The sequence below is a fragment of the Kitasatospora sp. NPDC048296 genome, assembly GCF_043201815.1.
Taxonomy (GTDB): domain Bacteria; phylum Actinomycetota; class Actinomycetes; order Streptomycetales; family Streptomycetaceae; genus Kitasatospora.
Window position 1 is genome coordinate 15,036 of the sequence record NZ_JBICZB010000082.1, and the last position, 17,472, is coordinate 32,507.

General features: G+C 71.8%; 11 protein-coding genes and 1 pseudogene. 6 read left to right on the forward strand and 6 right to left on the reverse strand.

From position 1 onward, the window contains the following. Positions 1–5 precede the first annotated feature (5 nt). From ACGF12_RS32745 to ACGF12_RS32760, 4 genes are all read right to left on the reverse strand, one after another. Positions 6–1,940 carry a branched-chain amino acid ABC transporter permease gene (locus tag ACGF12_RS32745; RefSeq protein WP_393038270.1) on the reverse strand — a complete coding sequence of 645 codons (1,935 nt, stop codon included), beginning with the start codon at positions 1,938–1,940 and terminating at the stop codon, positions 6–8. A 5-nt stretch (positions 1,941–1,945) separates the two neighbouring features. Next, the gene (locus ACGF12_RS32750; RefSeq protein ID WP_380609390.1) at positions 1,946–2,875 is read right to left on the reverse strand and encodes a branched-chain amino acid ABC transporter permease; all 930 of its coding nucleotides are present in this window, start codon (positions 2,873–2,875) and stop codon (positions 1,946–1,948) included. A gap of 145 nt (positions 2,876–3,020) precedes the next feature. After that, entirely contained in the window at positions 3,021–4,262 is a 1,242-nt protein-coding gene (locus ACGF12_RS32755; RefSeq protein WP_393038251.1) for a branched-chain amino acid ABC transporter substrate-binding protein, read from the reverse strand. 650 nt (positions 4,263–4,912) lie between these two features. Beyond that, positions 4,913–5,377: a PaaI family thioesterase gene (locus tag ACGF12_RS32760; RefSeq protein ID WP_380609392.1), complete on the reverse strand. Its 465-nt coding sequence runs from the start codon at positions 5,375–5,377 to the stop codon at positions 4,913–4,915. Between the two features lie 245 nt (positions 5,378–5,622). Here ACGF12_RS32760 and polA point away from each other — a divergent pair, with 245 nt between their 5' ends. The 6 genes from polA to ACGF12_RS32790 all read left to right on the forward strand — a co-directional run bounded on the left by polA (position 5,623) and on the right by ACGF12_RS32790 (position 16,613). Next, the gene (gene polA, locus ACGF12_RS32765) at positions 5,623–8,307 is read left to right on the forward strand and encodes a DNA polymerase I (protein WP_393038273.1); all 2,685 of its coding nucleotides are present in this window, start codon (positions 5,623–5,625) and stop codon (positions 8,305–8,307) included. A gap of 383 nt (positions 8,308–8,690) precedes the next feature. Further along, on the forward strand, positions 8,691–8,843 hold the full coding sequence (locus ACGF12_RS32770; protein WP_350516615.1) for an FDLD family class I lanthipeptide: 153 nt from the start codon (positions 8,691–8,693) through the stop codon (positions 8,841–8,843). Between the two features lie 156 nt (positions 8,844–8,999). Further along, positions 9,000–10,349, forward strand: a complete 1,350-nt coding sequence (locus ACGF12_RS32775; protein ID WP_393038255.1) for a lanthionine synthetase C family protein — start codon at positions 9,000–9,002, stop codon at positions 10,347–10,349. A gap of 185 nt (positions 10,350–10,534) precedes the next feature. Next, positions 10,535–13,765 carry a lantibiotic dehydratase gene (locus ACGF12_RS32780; RefSeq protein WP_393038257.1) on the forward strand — a complete coding sequence of 1,077 codons (3,231 nt, stop codon included), beginning with the start codon at positions 10,535–10,537 and terminating at the stop codon, positions 13,763–13,765. Next, the gene (locus ACGF12_RS32785) at positions 13,762–15,648 is read left to right on the forward strand and encodes an ABC transporter ATP-binding protein (RefSeq protein ID WP_393038260.1); all 1,887 of its coding nucleotides are present in this window, start codon (positions 13,762–13,764) and stop codon (positions 15,646–15,648) included. The genes ACGF12_RS32780 and ACGF12_RS32785 overlap by 4 nt, the downstream gene beginning before the upstream one ends. After that, a complete protein-coding gene (locus tag ACGF12_RS32790) occupies positions 15,648–16,613 on the forward strand; it encodes an MsnO8 family LLM class oxidoreductase (RefSeq protein ID WP_393038263.1) in 966 nt (321 codons plus the stop codon). The genes ACGF12_RS32785 and ACGF12_RS32790 overlap by 1 nt, the downstream gene beginning before the upstream one ends. A 161-nt stretch (positions 16,614–16,774) precedes the next feature. On the opposite strand, the pseudogene ACGF12_RS32795 reads toward ACGF12_RS32790, so the two are convergent. Together ACGF12_RS32795 and ACGF12_RS32800 are read right to left on the reverse strand one after the other, a co-directional pair. Then, positions 16,775–17,050 (reverse strand): annotated as a pseudogene (locus ACGF12_RS32795) (SDR family NAD(P)-dependent oxidoreductase); the annotation flags it as partial. A gap of 38 nt (positions 17,051–17,088) precedes the next feature. Continuing rightward, the gene (locus ACGF12_RS32800) at positions 17,089–17,394 is read right to left on the reverse strand and encodes a GNAT family N-acetyltransferase (RefSeq protein WP_393038265.1); all 306 of its coding nucleotides are present in this window, start codon (positions 17,392–17,394) and stop codon (positions 17,089–17,091) included. Positions 17,395–17,472 lie beyond the last annotated feature (78 nt).

Genomic DNA, 17,472 nt, shown 5'->3' on the forward strand with positions numbered 1-17,472 from the left:
GGTGGTCACGCCCCTGCCTTGGTGAGTGCGGTGGCGTCGTCGCCGGTGGGTTGGGCCGGGATGGCGGCCTCGTGGAATTCCAGCTGCCGGCGCCGGTTGGGGATGAGGCCTTCGGGGCGGACGCGCATCAGGATGATGAGGGCGGCGCCGAAGGCGAGGAGCTGGTAGTCGGAGAGGAATTCGAGCTTCTTCGGGATGAGGAAGAGGAGGGTGGCGCCGGCCAGGGGGCCGCTGATGGTGCCCATGCCGCCGAGGATGACGGCGGCGAGGAGGAAGGCGGAGTTGGGCGGCAGGGCTTCGGCGAAGGTGTACTGGTCGGGGGTGACGGTGTAGCTGACGTGGGCCTGGACGGTGCCGGCGAGGCCGGCGAGGCAGGCGCCCATGGCGAAGGCGAGCAGTTTGAGGCGGAAGCCGTTGATGCCCATGGCTTCGGCGGCGGTCTCGTCCTCGCGGATGGCGACCCAGGCGCGGCCGATGCGGGAGTTGCCGACCCGGGCGAAGACCAGGACGACCAGGGCGGTGACGAGCAGCATCAGCAGGTAGTAGTTGGAGAAGCGGCCGAGTTCGATGCCGGCGACGGTGTGGGTCTTGCCGAGGTCGAAGCCGAGGATCTCCAGGTCGGGGATGCGGGGGATGCCGTTGGAGCCGTTGGTGATCTTGGGGCCGGTGGTGCCGTTGAGGTTGAGCATGGTGATGCGGAAGATCTCGCCGAAGCCGAGGGTGACGATGGCGAGGTAGTCGCCGCGCAGCCGCAGGGTGGGGGCGCCGATCAGGACGCCGAAGATCATGGAGACGACGGCGCCGGTGAGCATCGCGGCCCAGAACGGGAACTGGACGTGGATGGGCGAGGCGGGGGAGCCGGAGACCAGGGCGGCGGCGTAGGCGCCGACGCCGAGGAAGGCGACGTACCCGAGGTCGAGCAGGCCGGCCAGGCCGACGACGATGTTGAGGCCGAGGGCGACGGTGGCGAAGATCAGGATGTTGGTGGCGACGGAGGTGTACTGGTCGCTGCTCTGGGTGAACGGGAAGCTGGCCGCGGCGGCGAAGGCGGCGCCGGTGGTGACGGGGCGGTGCTTGACGGTCAGGGCGCGCAGCCGGGCGAGCAGGCCGGACCTGCCGAGTGCGGCGGCCACGAAGCCGGCCAGCAGCAGGTAGCCGGTGAAGAGTTCGCCGTACTCGGTGTCGATGCCGAAGGTGATCGCGTACAGGCCGAGTCCGAAGGCCAGGACGATGATCAGGACCTCGACCCAGGAGGGGAGTTGGCGGGGGGCGTCGAGCGGGCGCTCGATCTTGCCCAGGCGCAGTCCGCTGTTGGCGAGGTGGCCGAGCTGGAGGAGCAGGACGGCGCCGGTGGCGATGGCGAGGGCGCCGGACAGGGCGGTCATCACCGGGGCGACGGGCTGGTCGCCGGGGATGGCGTGGGCGGCGAACCAGCCGATGGGGGCGGCCGGGACGAGCAGGAAGAGCCGCTTGTCGATGATCCGCAGCGGGACGTGGGTGCGGCGCTCCAGTGGCAGCCCGAGGGCGCCGAGGACGGTGATCAGGCCGCCGGCGGCGAGGACCCAGCCGCCGGGTTCGAGGTTGGCGAGGCCGCCGAGTTCGACGGAGATGGCGGCGACGGAGTAGGCGGCGACGGCGAGGGCGCCGGTGGCGGCGTACAGGACGGCGTTGTTGCTGCGGGCGGGGGCTGCCCAGCGCAGGCCGGGGACGCCTTGGCCGGCGAGGAGCAGCAGCAGGGTGAGGACGCCGGCGACGATGGCGAGCCACTGGAGGCCGGCCGGGGAGCCGAAGTAGGTGAGGTCGCCGGGGAAGTCGCTGGTCCAGGTCCAGGACATGGCGGCGGAGGCGGCGACGGCGAGGGCGCCGAGGCCGGTGAGGGCCGCGGCGGCGCGGGTCGGGAGGGGGATGACCGGGGTGGTTTCGGTGCTGGTGGTGGTCATGGTGGTCACGCCCTGTCCGCGACGCGCTCGCCGAGCAGGCCTTGTGGCCGGACGAGGAGCACGAGGATGAGGAGTACGAAGGCCCAGACGTCCTTCCAGGCGCCGCCTCCGAAGAGGTCCATGCCGGGAAGGTGCTGGATGTAGCCGGTGGCGAGGGCTTCGGCGAGGCCGAGGGCGATGCCGCCGAGCATGGCGCCGTAGATGTTGCCGATGCCGCCGAGGACGGCGGCGGTGAAGGCCTTGAGGCCGAGGATGAAGCCCATCCGGAAGTCGACCTGGCCGCTGCGCAGTCCGTAGGCGACGGCGGCGACGGCGGCGAAGGCGGCGCCGATGGCGAAGGCCAGCACGATGATGCGGTCGGTGTCGATGCCCATCAGCTTGGCGGTGTCCGGGTCCTGGCTGGTGGCCTGCATGGCGCGGCCGGAGCGGGTGCGGGTGACGAACCAGCCGAGGGCGAGCATGCACAGCGGGGCGGCGATGATCAGGAAGAGGTCGCTGCGCTGGATGGTGACGGAGCCGAGGCTGAAGGGGTCGCCGGGGATCTTGGGGAAGACCCGGGCCTTCTTGGCGTCGGGGTAGAAGGAGAAGACGAGTTGCTGGAGGAAGATGGACAGCCCGATCGCGGTGATCAGCGGGGCGAGCCGGGGGGCGTTGCGCAGTGGCCGGTAGGCGAAGCGCTCGGCGGCGACGGCGGTGAGGGTGGAGACCAGGATGCCGGCGATCAGCATGAGTGGTAGGGCCAGCCACATGGTGGTGCCGCCGGGGAGGGCGAGGTAGGCGGTCAGGGCGCCGAAGCCGCCGACCATGACGATCTCGCCGTGGGCGAAGTTGATGAGCTGGACGATGCCGTAGACCATCGTGTAGCCGATCGCGACGAGCCCGTAGAGGGCGCCGAGGATCAGGCCGTTGGCCAACTGCTGCGGTAGGTCGTGCACCGCTGGGCCTCCGTAGTGCGTTCGGGGTGTCCGCGTGGGTGGTGGATGTGGGGGCGCGCGGGGGCATTCGTGGCGCCCCCGCGCGCTGGTGGAGCTGTTCCTGAGGGGTTGTCGGCCCCTGAGGGGTGTCAGCCTCCGGGGGCCGTCAGCCGCTGAAGGTGCCGGACTTCTCCACGGCCCACTTGCCGTCCTTGACGGTGTAGACGGTGAGCTGCTTGTTGGTGGTGTCGCCGAACTGGTCGAAGGAGACCTTGCCGGTGACGCCGTCGAAGGAGACCTGCTGGACGGCGTCGCGGACGGCGGTGCGGGCGTCGGCGCCGGTGGGGAGCTTGCCCTTGTCCTTCACGACGTTCTTGACGGCCTGGATGATGGCCCAGGCGCTGTCGTAGGAGTAGCCGCCGTAGGTCTCGTAGGCGTCCTTGTAGCCGGCCGTCTTGTAGTCGGCGATGAACTTCTTGGCGGTGTCGAGGGATTCGACGGGCAGGCCGACGGCGGTGGCGAAGTCGCCCTGGCTCTTGGGGTTGAGCTTGATGAAGTCGGCGCTCTGGATGCCGTCGCCGCCCATCAGCGGGATGTTGACGCCGGCTTCCTTGAGCTGGAGGGAGAGCGGGCCGGCCGCGGGGTACTCGCCGCCGTAGTAGACGGCGTCGGCGCCGGAGCTCTTGACCTTGGTGACGATGGCGGCGAAGTCGCGGTCGTCGGGGTTGACGTGCTCCTCGCCGGCCAGGGTGCCGCCGAGCTTGGTGAACTCGCCCTTGAAGGTGGCGGCGAGGCCGGCGCCGTAGGTCTTCTGGTCGTCGATCAGGAAGACCTTGGTCTTCTTGGCGTCGTTGTAGAGGAACTGGGCGGCGAAGGGGCCCTGGACGGCGTCGGTGGTGGCGGTGCGGAAGTAGGACTTGAAGGGGCGCTTCTTGTCGCCGCTGGCCCACTTCTCGCCCTGGCTGAGGGCGACGCCGGTGTTGGCGGGGGAGATCTCGACCAGGTTCTTGTCGTCGAAGATCTGCTGCATCGACTGCGCGACACTGGAGTTGAGCGGGCCGACGACGCCGAGGACCTTGTCGTCGGCGACGAGCTGGGTGGCGTTCTGCTGGCCGGGGGCGGGCTTGCCGGTGTCGTCCAGGGCCTTGATCTCGAACTTGACGCCGGGGACCTCGTTGGTCTCGTTCGCCTTCTTGACCGCGAGGTCCACGGAGTTGCGGATACCGAGGCCGAGGGCGGAGAGGTCGCCGGTGAGGGGGGCGTCGACGCCGATGACGACGGTGGTGGAGGCGCTGTTGTCCTTGCCGCCGGCGTTGTCGCCGGACTTCGCACCGCGGGAGCCGCAGGCGGTGAGGCTGAGGGCGCCGATCACGGCAATGCTCACGACAACTGCTGAACGATGACGCACGAGGGTCCCCTTCGGTTCAGGAGGCGCCCGCGCCTGAGTGGCGGGAGCCGGGGTGCGCGCAGGGCCTGGCCCATTCCGGATGGCGCGGTGACTGGCCGTGACTCTAGGCGTCGTTGGGCGGCTCGGGCAGTGGTGTGGGCAGGCTGTGATTCTCTTGTTATGAGCACACGGAGCAATTGTCTCAGCATGTGGTCGTTCCGGCTCGACCGACCCTGAACTGTCGGGCGCTTACCCGCTGGTAGAACGATGTAAGGGCCAGAAATGAGGGTTGCAGCTGGCAGCGTCGATAATCGGACACTTGCGTCCGGTGTGCTGCTTTCGGCCGTACGCGTCCGGATTTCGGACAGGGAGTGTGCGGCGGAGGGGGTCCGGGGCGCCTGGGGGTCCTGGAATCGCTGTTTTCTTGATTTCCTACTTGTTACGCAGCGTCACAAATGCTGGAGTCGTGTCAACCGCCCCCGGACATGCCGCCGCCCCCTTGTCCAGACCAACGCCTGCCCAGGGTGGCGGAAGGTCAAACAAGGGGGCGGGAAAGGGGCTTGGTGCCACCCCGGTCGCAACTGTTGGTAGCCGTACGGTCGTTGTCGTCTCGGGACCGCACAGAGGTCGCGGAGGGACTGCGCAGGGACTGAATCGGGACCGCGGCGGGGCTACAGGTCGCGCAGCATGCAGGTCAGTCGGCAGCTGGTGATCCGCTTGCCGGTGTCGTCGGTGATCGCGATCTCGTAGGTGGCGGCGGTGCGGCCCTTGAACACCGCCGTCGCCACCCCGGTGACCAGACCGGAGGTGGCCGAGCGGTGGTGGGTGGCGTTGAGGTCCACGCCCACCGCGTACCGGCCCGGGCCCGCGTGCAGCATCGCGCCGATCGAGCCCAGCGTCTCGGCCAGCGCCGCCGAGGCGCCGCCGTGCAGCAGCCCGTACGGCTGCTGGTTGCCCTCCACCGGCATGGTGCCGACCACGCGGTCGCCGGAGGCCTCGACGATCCGGATGCCGAGCTTCTCGCCGAGGTGGCCGCCGGAGAAGGTCTCCGGGCTCACCCCGAGCTTGGCGAAGTGGTCCAGTACGTCCTGCGGGACCTTCAGGACGGGGGCGGTGTCGGGGGCCGCGTCGGTCATGGGGGAACTCCTGCCGCTCGGGGGTCACGTCGTCGTGCTGCCTGTGATCGTACGACCGTCCTACTCGCCGGTAGTGCCCGCGCCGCCGGACCGGCACGGCTTTCGCCGGTGTCCCTTTTGTCGGTGCCGGGCCATAGGATCGGTGGCCGGTAGTGGAATCGGCAGGAACGGACGTTGACGTGGCTACGCAGAGTACGGACAAGGGCGCGACGGGTGGCGCTGGGGTCGGCCCCCGGCCCCGGCTGATGCTGCTCGACGGGCACTCGATGGCCTACCGGGCCTTCTACGCCCTGCCCGTGGAGAACTTCAACACCGCCACCGGGCAGCCGACCAACGCGGTCTACGGCTTCGCCTCGATGCTCGCCAACACCGTCCGGGACGAGGCGCCCACCCACCTCGCCGTCGCCTTCGACCTCTCCCGGCAGACCTTCCGCTCCGTCGAGTTCCCCGACTACAAGGCCAACCGCGCCAAGACGCCGGACGAGTTCCGCAGCCAGGTCGGCCTGATCGGCGAACTGCTCGACGCCATGAACATCCCCCGGCTCACCGTCGAGGGCTTCGAGGCCGACGACATCATCGCCACCCTGGCCACCGCCGCCGAGGCGGCCGGCTACGACGTCGACATCGTCACCGGCGACCGCGACTCGCTCCAGCTGGTCACCGACCACGTCACCGTGCTCTACCCCACCAAGGGCGTCTCCGAGCTCACCCGCTTCACCCCGGAGAAGGTGGCCGAGAAGTACGGCGTCACCCCGCGCCAGTACCCCGACCTCGCGGCCCTGCGCGGCGACCCGTCCGACAACCTGCCCGGCATCCCCGGCGTCGGCGAGAAGACCGCCGCCAAGTGGGTCAACCAGTTCGGCTCCTTCGACGAACTCGTCTCCCGCGCAGACGAGGTGAAGGGCAAGATCGGCGAGAAGCTGCGCGACAACCTCGACTCGGTCAAGCGCAACCGGGTGCTCACCGAGCTGGTCCGCGACGTCGAACTCCCGCTGGGCGTACCGGACCTGGCCCGCCGGCCCTTCGACAAGGCCGCCGTCGGCACCCTGATGGAGTCGCTGGAGTTCCGCAACGCCAACTTCCGCGACCGCGTCTACGGCATCGACCCGGCCGTCGGCGAGGAGGAGGCCGCCGAACTCGCCCCCGGCGTCGAGGTCGACGGCGAACTGCTCACCGACCCGGGCACGCTGGCCGGCTGGCTGCGCGAGCACGCCGGTGACGGCAAGACCGCCGTCGCCCTGGCCGCCGTCTACCAGTGGGCGCTCGGCACCGGCGAGGTCACCGAAGTCGCCCTCGCCGCGGGGGAGTCGGCCGCCTGGTTCGACCCGGCACTGCTCGCCGAGGAGGACGAGCAGGCCTTCGCCGCCTGGCTCGCCGACCCGGCCGCCCCCAAGGCCCTGCACATCGCCAAGCAGGTCATGCGCGCCTTCGCCGAGCGCGGCTGGACGATCGAGGGCGTCGTCGCCGACACCGCGCTCGCCGCCTACCTGGAGAAGCCCGGCCGCCGCACCTTCACCCTGGAGGTGCTCGCCGAGGAGTACCTGGCCCGCTCGCTCACCCCCGCCCCCGCCACCGAGAGCGGCCAACTCGCCTTCGACGCACCGGAGGAGGACGAGACCGCCGGCGCCCAGGCGCTGATGCTCCAGGCCCGCGCCGTACTCGACCTCGCCGCGCTCTTCGACACCCGCCTCGCCGAGGTCGGCGCCGTCGAGCTGATGCACGACATGGAACTGCCCATCGCCGCCCTGCTCGCCCGCATGGAGCGCTACGGCATCGCCGCCGACCGCGAGTGGCTCACCCGGCTGGAGTCGCAGTTCGCCGCCGAGATCCAGCGCTGCGTCGAGGAGGCGCACGCCGCCGCCGGGCGCGAGTTCAACCTCGGCTCGCCCAAGCAGCTCCAGGAGATCCTCTTCGGCGACCTCGCCCTCCCGAAGACCAAGAAGATCAAGACCGGCTACACCACCGACGCCGACGCGCTCACCTGGCTCGCCACCCAGACCGACAACGAGCTGCCGGTCATCCTGCTGCGCCACCGTGACCAGGCCAAGCTGCGCACCACCGTCGAGGGCCTGCTCAAGACGGTCTCGCCCAAGGGCCGGATCCACACCACCTTCAACCAGATGGTCGCCGCCACCGGCCGGCTCTCCTCGCAGGACCCGAACCTGCAGAACATCCCGGTCCGCACGGAGGAGGGCCGCGCGATCCGCCGCGCCTTCATCGTCGGCGAGGGCTACGAATCGCTGCTCACCGCCGACTACTCGCAGATCGAACTGCGGATCATGGCGCACCTGTCCGAGGACGAGGCGCTGATCGAGGCCTTCGCCTCCGGCGAGGACCTGCACACCACCGTCGCCTCCCAGGTCTTCGAGGTCCCCGGCGCCGCGGTCGACGCCGAGATGCGCCGCAAGATCAAGGCCATGTCCTACGGCCTGGCGTACGGCCTGTCCGCGTACGGGCTCTCGCAGCAGCTCGGCATCAAGCCCGCCGAGGCCCAGGGCCTGATGGACACCTACTTCGAGCGCTTCGGCGGCGTGCGCGACTACCTGCGCCGGGTCGTCGACGAGGCCCGCGCGACCGGCTACACCGAGACCCTGCTCGGCCGCCGCCGCTACCTTCCGGACCTCAACAGCGACAACCGCCAGCGCCGCGAGATGGCCGAGCGGATGGCCCTCAACGCCCCGATCCAGGGCTCGGCCGCCGACATCGTCAAGATCGCCATGCTCCGGGTGGACGAGGCCCTGCGCGCGGCCGGCCTCACCTCCCGGATGCTGCTCCAGGTCCACGACGAAATCGTCCTGGAGCTGGCCCCGGGCGAGCGCGAGCAGGTCGAGGCCGTCGTCCGCGAGCAGATGGCCGGCGCCTACCCGCTGCGCGCCCCGCTGGACGTCTCCGTCGGCATCGGCGCCAACTGGGAGGCCGCCGCGCACTGACGCGGGCGTTCCATCGACGGCGGGCCCGGACACCTGGGGTGTCCGGGCCCGTTCCGTTCTGCCTGATTACGGATGATCACCGCAATATGGCCGAAATATTCAAGCTTCCCGAACACGTCCAAGAGAGACATCTCGTACCCGAGGTTCGATCCTGGTCGACGTTCGGTATCAGACATCTTGGCGGCTCGCCGTCACCTCCGGCGACCGGCTGACCGGCACTGTTCCCGGGCCTGTGGTCCGGGTCACGGTTCGACCTGGCTTGAATCGATCCTCCGGCGTTCGAACTGCGTGCTAAAAAATCTCCTACAGTCGCTCCTACGTGCGGAATTTGTTTGAAACCCGATCGGGGGAGCGGGAAGCATGAATTCACGATGGAGGTAAAAATGGAGCAAGACTTCGACCTCGACGTCCGCGTGGCCGTGGCTCCGAAGGTGGCCGCCACGCCCGACGGTTTCGCCAGCATCGGCACCACCTGCTGGTCCTGCGCCGACTCCTGCAACTGCCCGATCACGGTGGGCTTCCCCACCATCTGCTGATCGCCCGTCGGCGCTGAAGCCGAATCGGGAGGCTCCCGGCGCTGTTCTGCGCCGGGAGCCTTCGGGGAAAGCCGGCGGTTTTCCGGGAAAGTCGTCGGCAATCGGACCGGCGCACTGTGGGTGCGCCATTCGGGAACATCGCCGAGTATTGGTGATGTGAATCTGGGGGAATTCGCAGTGGCGGTGCTGGAACTCGACGTGCGGACCGCGGAGGTGGCCCGGGCGGTGGCCGATCGGCTGACGGCCTTCGCCGGTACGGCCGGGTCGTCCGAGGAGCCGACGTGGCCCGATCCGCTCAAGGACGAGGCGAGCCTGGCCGACGGCTACCCGGGGATGGCACTGTCGCTGCTGCACGCCGGAAAGGCGCTGGACGAGCCCGGACTGATCGACGCGGCGCAGGCCCTGCTCCGCCGTTCCGCGCGGGCCACCGCCGTCCGGCCGCTGTCCGAGGCGGGTCTCTACAACGGCACCGCGGGCTTCGCGAGCGTCCTGCTCGAGTTCTCGGTCCACGACCGCCGCTACCTGCCGTCCCTGCGCCGGGTCGCCGACAACTTCGGCGAGCAGATCGCGGCCCGCTCGCTTCCGGAGCCCGGGGAGGGTCTGCCGCTCTCCGCCTTCGACGTCATCACGGGTGCGGCCGGACAGCTGGCCGCGGCCGTGCGGCTCTGCTCGGCACTGGAGGCCGCGCCGGGCGACCCGGTCCGCACCGCGGCCGAGCGACTGACGGAGTACCTCCTGCGGGTGACCGAGCCGGACGGCCGGCACCGGCCCGGCTGGTTCACGCCACCGGACTACTACGGGGCCTATCCCGGGTACGACGAGCAGGCCCCGTACGGGATGTACAACATGGGCTTCGCGCACGGCCTTCCGGGCATCGTGTCGGCGCTGTGCGCCGCGGCCGCCGCCGGGATCGGCGGGTCGGGCCCGACCGAGGCGATCGCGCGCACCACGACCTGGCTGGTCGAGAACCGGCTCACGGACGACGTGCCCGGCGCCGCCTGGCCGAACCTGCTCCAGGCCGAGGAGGGGACCGGGCTGCCGCTCGCCCCGACCGGACGACGGTCCGCCCGCGCCGCCTGGTGCTTCGGCGCCCCGGGCATCGGCATCGCCCTGCTGAACGCGGCCGGGGTGCTCGGTGACGCCGCCCTCCGGGCGACCGCGGTCGGGGCCCTGCAGCGGGTGGTGGACTGGTCGCCGGCCGAGCGGTACATCTTCGCGCCCAACCTCTGCCACGGCCACTCCGGGCTGCTGGCGGTCTACCAGCGGGCCCACGCGGTCACCGGGACGGATTCCTTCCGGGCCATGGCCGAGGACTCGCTCCGGGCCGTGCTGTCGAAGGCGGACGAGGCCCGCCCGTACGTGATGGCGGACGAGCCCAGGCCCGGCGAGCTGGTCGACGACCCGGGCTTCGTCAACGGTGCGGCCGGCGTCCTGCTCGCGCTCTGCGGGGCGCTCGCGCCGCGGGCGACCGGGTGGGACGAGCTCTTCTTCCTCGCCCCGGCCTGACCGGGGCCCCGGGCCGCGCCGGCCCGGGCGAGCCGCGCCGAACCGCGTTGTCCGGTAGCCGCGTTGTACCGTGACCGCCTGGTCCGGTGACCGCTTCGTCCCCTACCGGCGTCGCCCGCAACCGCCTTGCCCCGTAACCGCGTTGCCCCGTACCCGCGTCGCCCAGCAAAGCTAAGGAAATGAGTGTGACTCGTCGGAACGCCGAGACCAGCGACCGGAAGTCCGGCGGAAGCCGCAGCTACGTCGCACGTGACTTCTTCCTGCTCCGCGCGCCGGCCCTGCCGACCCGGGGGCTGACCGACCTGCTGGCCGCCGGGACGGGATCGGGGTCGGCGGGCGCGGACGCGGTCGGCTGGGAGGACCGCTACCTGCAGGGCCTGCTGGAGCTGTGGTCGAGGCCCGGGGTCCGCTCGGCGATCTCGCTGGCGGCGCCGGACCTGGCCCGGGCGGTGACGGGAATCGACACGCTCTCGGCCCGGGACCGCCGGCGGGCGATGATGAGCCTGGGCCGGTACCTGAACCGGATGAGCATGCGGGCGACCCCGCTGGGCACGGTGGCGGGCGTCGCGATGGGCACGTTCCCGGGGCCGGACCCGACCGCCGAGCCCGTTCGGCTCGGCGTCCCCGCGATCGGCACGGCGGTGGCCAGGCCGGACATGGGGTGGGTGCTGCACCTGTTCCAGGCGGTCACCGACGCGCCGCGGCTCCGGCCCGAACTGGAGCTGCGCGCCAACGACCTGATCCACCGCGGCCGGGGCCGGGCCTGGCTGTCCACGGCCGACGCCTACGGCGGGGGATCGCGACGCTCGGTCTCCGTCCGATGGTCCCCGGCCGTCCAGTTCGTACTGGAGGCGGCGCGCACCCCGACGACCTTCGGCGAGCTGGGGGAGCAGCTGGCTCAGCGCTATCCGACGGTCCCGGTGGAGAAGGTCACCGCGCTCCTCGACCAGCTGGTCGAGTTGGCGTTCCTGATCACCTCGCACCGGCCCGCCCTGCTGGAGGGTTCGGGGCAGCCGTCGCTGTCGGCCCAGCTGGCGAGCAGCCACGACGGCGACGCGGCCGCCGCACTGGCGTCCGTCGAGGCGGCGGTGGCGGAGTTCAACGCGGTCGGCGACGTCAGCGGCCTGGAGGCGCTCCAGGAGCGGATCGCCCCGCCGGCGCGGCGGGTGAGCGAGGACTACGACGGGCCGCTGCTGCGGGTCGACGCCCGGCTGAACCCGGCTTCCCCGCCCGAGCTGCCGGCCGAGGTCCAGGCGCTGGCGGAGGAGGCCGCCGAGGTCCTGGCCACCATGGGCGCCGGCCACCAGTACCCGTCGCAGCTGGGCGACTTCGCGAAGGCGTTCACCGAGCGCTACGGTGCGCAGGCCGAGGTGCCGGTCCTGGAGGTGCTGTCCGAGGAGACCGGCCTCGGTGCGCCGAACAGTTATCAGAATCCGCCGCGCTCCTTCGAGTTGCAGCCGGTGACCGCGCGCGACCGCAGCAGGGACGAGCGGGAGGCGGTGCTGCACCGGCTCGTCGCCGATGCGCTCAGCCGCGGCAGCATGGAGGCGGTCCTCGACGAGCGGTGGATGGCCGAGCTCACGACCGGTGTCGACGACCGGCCGTCGAGGCCCACGGTCGACGTCCACCTGCAGCTGGCGCCGCCGACGGCCCCGGGTTCGCGCTGGCGCGGGGTGGTCACCGCGGTGGCGAACGGCGGGCGCACCTTCGCCCGGTTCCACGACCTGCTGGGCGCCGAGGAGCGCGAGCGGCTGCGGGAGCTGGCCGAGGCGGAGGCGGCGCAGCTGCCCGGGGTCGCGGTGGTCGAGCTGACCTACCTGCCGGAGAAGGCCAGGGCCGCGAACGTCTCGGTCCGTCCGGCGGTGCGGGCGCTGGAACTGCCGGTCAACGTGGCGCCGGGGCGGGGCCCGCAGGAGGTGATCGCGCTCGACGACGTGGTCGTCGGCGTGCGCGAGGGCCGGCTGTACCTGCACAGTCCCGCCCTCGGGTGCGACCTGCACGTCACCCAGCACACCATGCTCAATCCGCTGATGGCGCCGAACGTGGCCCGCTTCCTGCTGGACGTCTCCTCGGCGGCCTTCCACAACGTCCCGTCCTTCGACTGGGGCGCCCTGGGCACCGTCATGCCGTTCCTGCCCAGGGTCGTCCGGGGCGACCTGGTGCTGAAGCGCGCGAGCTGGCTGCTGCGCGCCACCGACCTGCCGGCCGGCTGCACCGGTTCGGCGACGGACTTCACCGCGGCCGTCGCGGCCTGGCGCGCGCAGTGGAAGGTGCCGCGCCTCGTCTTCCTGGCGCACGGCGACAACACGATCCTGCTGGACCTGGAGAGCGAGCCCTCGCGGGAGGAGCTGCGGCTGGCCGCCGCCCGGGACGCGGCGTCCTTCTCGCTGCGGATCGAGGAGGCGCTGCCCGGCCCCGAGGAGGGCTTCCTGCGGGACACGGACGGCGCCCCCTTCGCCGCGGAGGTCGTGGTCCCCGTGCTGTCCGCGCAGCGGGCCCGGGCGCCCCGGGCGGTGGCCGTCGCGCGCCGGCGGATCACCGAGGCCGAGCGGCTCCGGCCGAGCGGCGGGCCGTGGGTCTTCGCCAAGCTGTACGTGGAGAACGAGGCGCTGGACGCCCTCCTGGTGGACCAGGTGACGGAGCTGACGCGCTCGCTGGCCGAACGCGGCCTGAGCGGGCACATGTTCTACCTCCGGTACGGCGATCCCGCCCCGCACCTGCGGCTGCGCTACCGGGCCGCGGACCCGGCCCGGTCCGCCGAACTGCTGGCCGAGGTCGCCCGGTGGGCTCACGGCCTGGCCGTCGAGGGCCGGATCGCGGACGTCGAGTTCGCGACGTACCGCCGCGAGATCGAGCGTTACGGCGGCCCCGACCTGATCGACACGGCCGAGGAGTTGTTCTGCCTGGACAGCGCCGCGGCCGTGGCCCTGCTGCGGCACCTCGCCGAACCCGTGCCGGCGGGCGAGGTCCCGCTGGAGCGCGACGCGCTCACCGTGCTCAGCCTGGAGGCCATCGGGCAGGTGCTGGTCCCCGACTTCGCCGAACGGCACGCCCTGGTGCGGTCGATGACCGGTTCGCAGGTCGGCGGCGCGGAGTACCGGGCCGTCGCCCGCCGGCTCTGGCAGGGCCGGACCGCGCCCGCCGGCGAGGCCGCGGTGCTGGAGCGGGTGAGCGCCGCCTGGCGCCCGGCGGGAACCGGATACGCCGCCCGGGTCGCGAAGTTCGCCGAGACCGGCGAACTCTGGTCGGACCGCACGTCCATCCTGCGCAGCCTGTTCCACATGCACTGCAACCGGATGGGCCTGCGGCGCGAGCAGGAGGACGCCGCCTACGGCATGTGGCGGCGGCTGCTCGACCGCGCCGCCACGGCCGGGGGCACGGCGGCCGGGGGCGCGGCGGCGGGGAAGTCCAGGTGAGCGCGCGCTCCCGGCTCCGGCGGCTGGCGGCCGCGCCGCGCCCGGTCCTGGCCGTGCTGGGCCAGTCCTGGCGCTGCGACCGCTCGGGGACCGCGCAGGTGCTGCTGATCTCGCTGGTCGTCGGCATCCTGCCGGCGTGGCAGGTCAAGACCACGGCGGCCTTCGCCACGGCCCTGCTGCGCACGGCCGAGGGCTCGCACGAGCAGGTCCGCGGCATCCTGTTCTACCTGGTCGTGCTGGCGGCGCTGGGTCTCGGCTCGCAGCTGCTGTCACTGCTGCAGAACCGGGCCATGCAGCGCTGCCAGAGCCGGCTCTCGGCCCATCTGGCCGATGAGATCATCAGCCGGGCGAGCCGCTTCACGCTCTCCCAGGTGGAGGACCCGGGCGTGCAGGACTCGCTGCAGCGGGCCGTCCGGGAGGTGGCGTACCGGCCGGGGATGCTGCTCTCCCAGCTGGTGCAGGCGGCCACCCCGGTGGTCACCTTCGGCTCGGTCGGCGCGATCCTGTGGACCCTGGACTTCCGGATCGCGCTGCTCGCCATGGTCGCCCCGTTCCCCACGGTGGTCGCGCAGATCCTGCAGGGCCGCCGCACCCACGCGCTGGAGCACGGCCGCTCTGAGGAGCGGCGTCGGATCAACTACTGGCAGCACCTGGCCTCGCAGCCGAACTCGATGAAGGAGGTGCTGGCCTTCCGGCTCGCCCCGGTGGTGCTCACCAACCACCGGCAGCTGCTGGCCAGGATCGTCGGCGCGGACCTGCGGATGGCGAACCGGAACTTCGGCCTCGCCGTCCCGATGGTCGTGCTGACCGCGCTGCTGACGATCTCCGCGCAGGCCACGGCGATCCTGGTCGGCACCAGCGACGCCCGGCACGTGGCCGGTCTGCTGGCGGTGATCCAGGCGATCGGCATGTTGCAGGCCAGCATGCAGCAGCTCTTCGGCTCGGTGTCCGGGATGTACGTCAACCAGCTCTACCTGCGCAACGTGAACGAGTTCCTCGCGATCGAGCAGGAGCCGGAGAGCCAGGGCGAGGTGACGTTCCCCCAGGACATCGTCGGCGGTGTCGAGTTCCGCGACGTGTCGTTCAGCTACCCCGGCAGTGGGCGGCGCGCCCTGGACCGGGTCTCGTTCACGCTGAAGCCGGGCCAGGTGACGGCGATCGTCGGCCTGAACGGCGCGGGGAAGTCCACCCTCGGCAAGCTCATCGGCCGCCTCTACGAACCGACCGAGGGCTCGATCCTGGTCGACGGCGTCCCGCTCACCGACTTCCGGCTGGACAGCCTGCGCGACCGGGTCTCCTACGTCTTCCAGAACTACGTCGAGTACCAGCTCTCGGTGGGCGAGAACATCTCGCTCGGCATGGTGCACGAGGCCGACCGCTCGGCCGAGCGGGTCGAGGCCGCGGCCCGTGAGGTGGGGATGCACGAGCACATCACCGCTCTGCCGCAGGGCTACGAGACGCAGGCGGGGAAGCTGTTCACCGGGGGCGTGGAGTTCTCCGGCGGCCAGTGGCAGCGACTGGCCATCGCCCGCAGCGCGGTGCGGTCCGCCAGCGTACGGGTCATGGACGAGCCGACCGCCGCGCTCGACACCATCACCGAGGCCGAACTGCTCGACACGCTGACCGCGGCCTCGGCGGGCCGGGTCTCGCTGCTGATCGCCCACCGCTTCTCCTCCGTGCTGCGCGCGGACCGGGTGCTGGTCTTCGACCGGGGCCGGCTCGTCGAGGACGGTGACCACCAGGAGCTGATGCGCCTCGGGGGGCTGTACGCGGAGATGTACGAGGCGCAGAACGCGGCTCCGCCCGAACCCGCGTCGAGCGCCGGGGTGGGGACGGCGGCCGCGACGGGAACCGGGGCGAGAGCCCGGACGGGAGTCCGATGATGAAGCTCACCGCGTTCGACCAGGTGCTGGTCTACGGCGGCACCGGCCCGGCCGGCGCCGCCCGGGAGTCGGTCCGACTCGCCGAGGCGGCCGAACGCCTCGGCTACCACCGGTTCTGGGTCGCCGAGCACCACGGCGCGACCAGCGGGTGCGGCTCGCCCGAGATCCTGGTCGCCGCCGCCGCGGCGGCGACCGGCACCATCCGGGTCGGCACCGCCTCGGTCCTGCTGCCCCACTACGCGCCGTTGAAGGTGGCGACCACCTTCAACCTGCTGGAACGGCTCCACCCCGGGCGGATCGACCTCGGCGTCGGCCGTGGGCCGGGTGCGGTCGAGAGCGTGACCCGGCTGCTCGCCCGCGAGGGCGAGGCGCCGTACCACGAGAAGATCGAGCAGCTGCTGGCCCAACTCACCGCGGGGACGGACCTGCTGCCCGACTCCACCCCGCCGCAGCTGTGGCTGACCGGCGCCGGAGCGGGCGGGGCGCACCTCGCCGCCCATTTCGGACTGCCGTTCTGCTTCGCGCAGTTCGCCCACGGCGCGCTGCGGCCGGAGATCGTCGAGCTGTACCGGCAGAAGTTCCGCCCGGGCCCGCTCGGGGCGGTCCCACGCGTGGCCGTCGCGGTCCGGGTGGCCTGCGCGGACGATCCGGGGGACGTCCGGCTGCTGCGGGCCGGCCTCGCCCTGGGCGCCACCTCGGCGGGCCGCCGGACCCTCCCCTCCTGGGACGAACTCCACGCCCTGGCGCCCACCGTGGCGATGCCCGGGGCGGCGGACCCGGAGGACCTGTCCGTACTGGCCGGGGTCCCCGCCGAGGTGGCCGAGCGACTCGCCGTCCTGACCGCCGCCTACGCCCCCGACGAACTCGCGATCACCACCCTCTGCCCCGACCTCGGCCTCCGGATCCGCACGTTCGAGCTGCTCCGCGCCATGGTTCCGACCGCTTCGGCCTCCGGCAGGCCGTGACCGCGGCCCGGGTGTCGCTCAGCTCGGCCGGGGCCCGTCCGGCCGGGCGGGCGGGACCGTGAGCTCGTCGTCCGTCGCATCGGCGCGCGGGGCCGGCCCGTCGGACCGGCGGCAGCAGCTCGGCACCTGAGGACCGGGGGCGGTGACTGGAGGATCCTGCTTCAGACCTGTTCGAAGTGGAACGCCTTGATGAAGCAGTCGCGGGGCTGGGCGATCGCGAAGAGGGCGCACTCCACGAGTGACTGTGCGGTGAGGGCGTCCTCGGCTCCGCGCGGTGTGGTCTCCCACTCCTCGGCGAGGGGGTCGGGGTTGTCGAAGTCGGGAGGGTAGAGGGAGATCACCCGAACTCCCTGGGGCCGCAGGCGCTTGGAGAGGATGTCGACGAACCCTGCCTGGGCGCTCTTGGCCGCGTAGAAGGCGTCGTGCGCGTCGTGATGAGGGGCGGCGCGGGTTGATGGCTCGCCCTCGGGGGGTATCAGCACCTTCGCTCGTACTCGACCTGGTTGAGGGGGTTCCCGTCGCCGAAGTCGTGGGTGCGTGCGGTGCCGCACTCGGTGAAGCCGCACTTGGTGTAGAAGCGACGGGACTGTGGGGTGTCGCGCAGCGTCCAGAGGTGCACCCGGGCGAACCCCTCGTCGCGCAGGTGGCGCAGGGTCTCGGTCATCAACACCGCCGCGATGCCGCTGCCCCAGCTGTCGGGGTGGCTGTAGAAGGTGCCGATCTCGGCAAGGCCCGGCCGGGTCGAGGACGGGCTGAAGGCGGACTGTCGGCGGCGGCCCAATCTGGTGCCAGTCTGGACGGTTCAATCGTGGGCCACTGAGTGGTCTCGTTGGTCGTGTTCAGTCGTTGTCGGTTGTGC

Excerpts from the sequence above, each read along its gene's own strand:
- ACGF12_RS32745 (WP_393038270.1), bottom strand. The coding sequence starts at position 1,940 with ATGACCACCACCAGCACCGAAACCACCCCGGTCATCCCCCTCCCGACC.
- ACGF12_RS32770 (WP_350516615.1), top strand. The coding sequence starts at position 8,691 with ATGGAGCAAGACTTCGACCTCGACGTCCGCGTGGCCGTGGCTCCGAAG.
- ACGF12_RS32760 (WP_380609392.1), bottom strand. The coding sequence starts at position 5,377 with ATGACCGACGCGGCCCCCGACACCGCCCCCGTCCTGAAGGTCCCGCAG.
- ACGF12_RS32790 (WP_393038263.1), top strand. The coding sequence starts at position 15,648 with ATGAAGCTCACCGCGTTCGACCAGGTGCTGGTCTACGGCGGCACCGGC.
- polA (WP_393038273.1), top strand. The coding sequence starts at position 5,623 with ATGCTGCTCGACGGGCACTCGATGGCCTACCGGGCCTTCTACGCCCTG.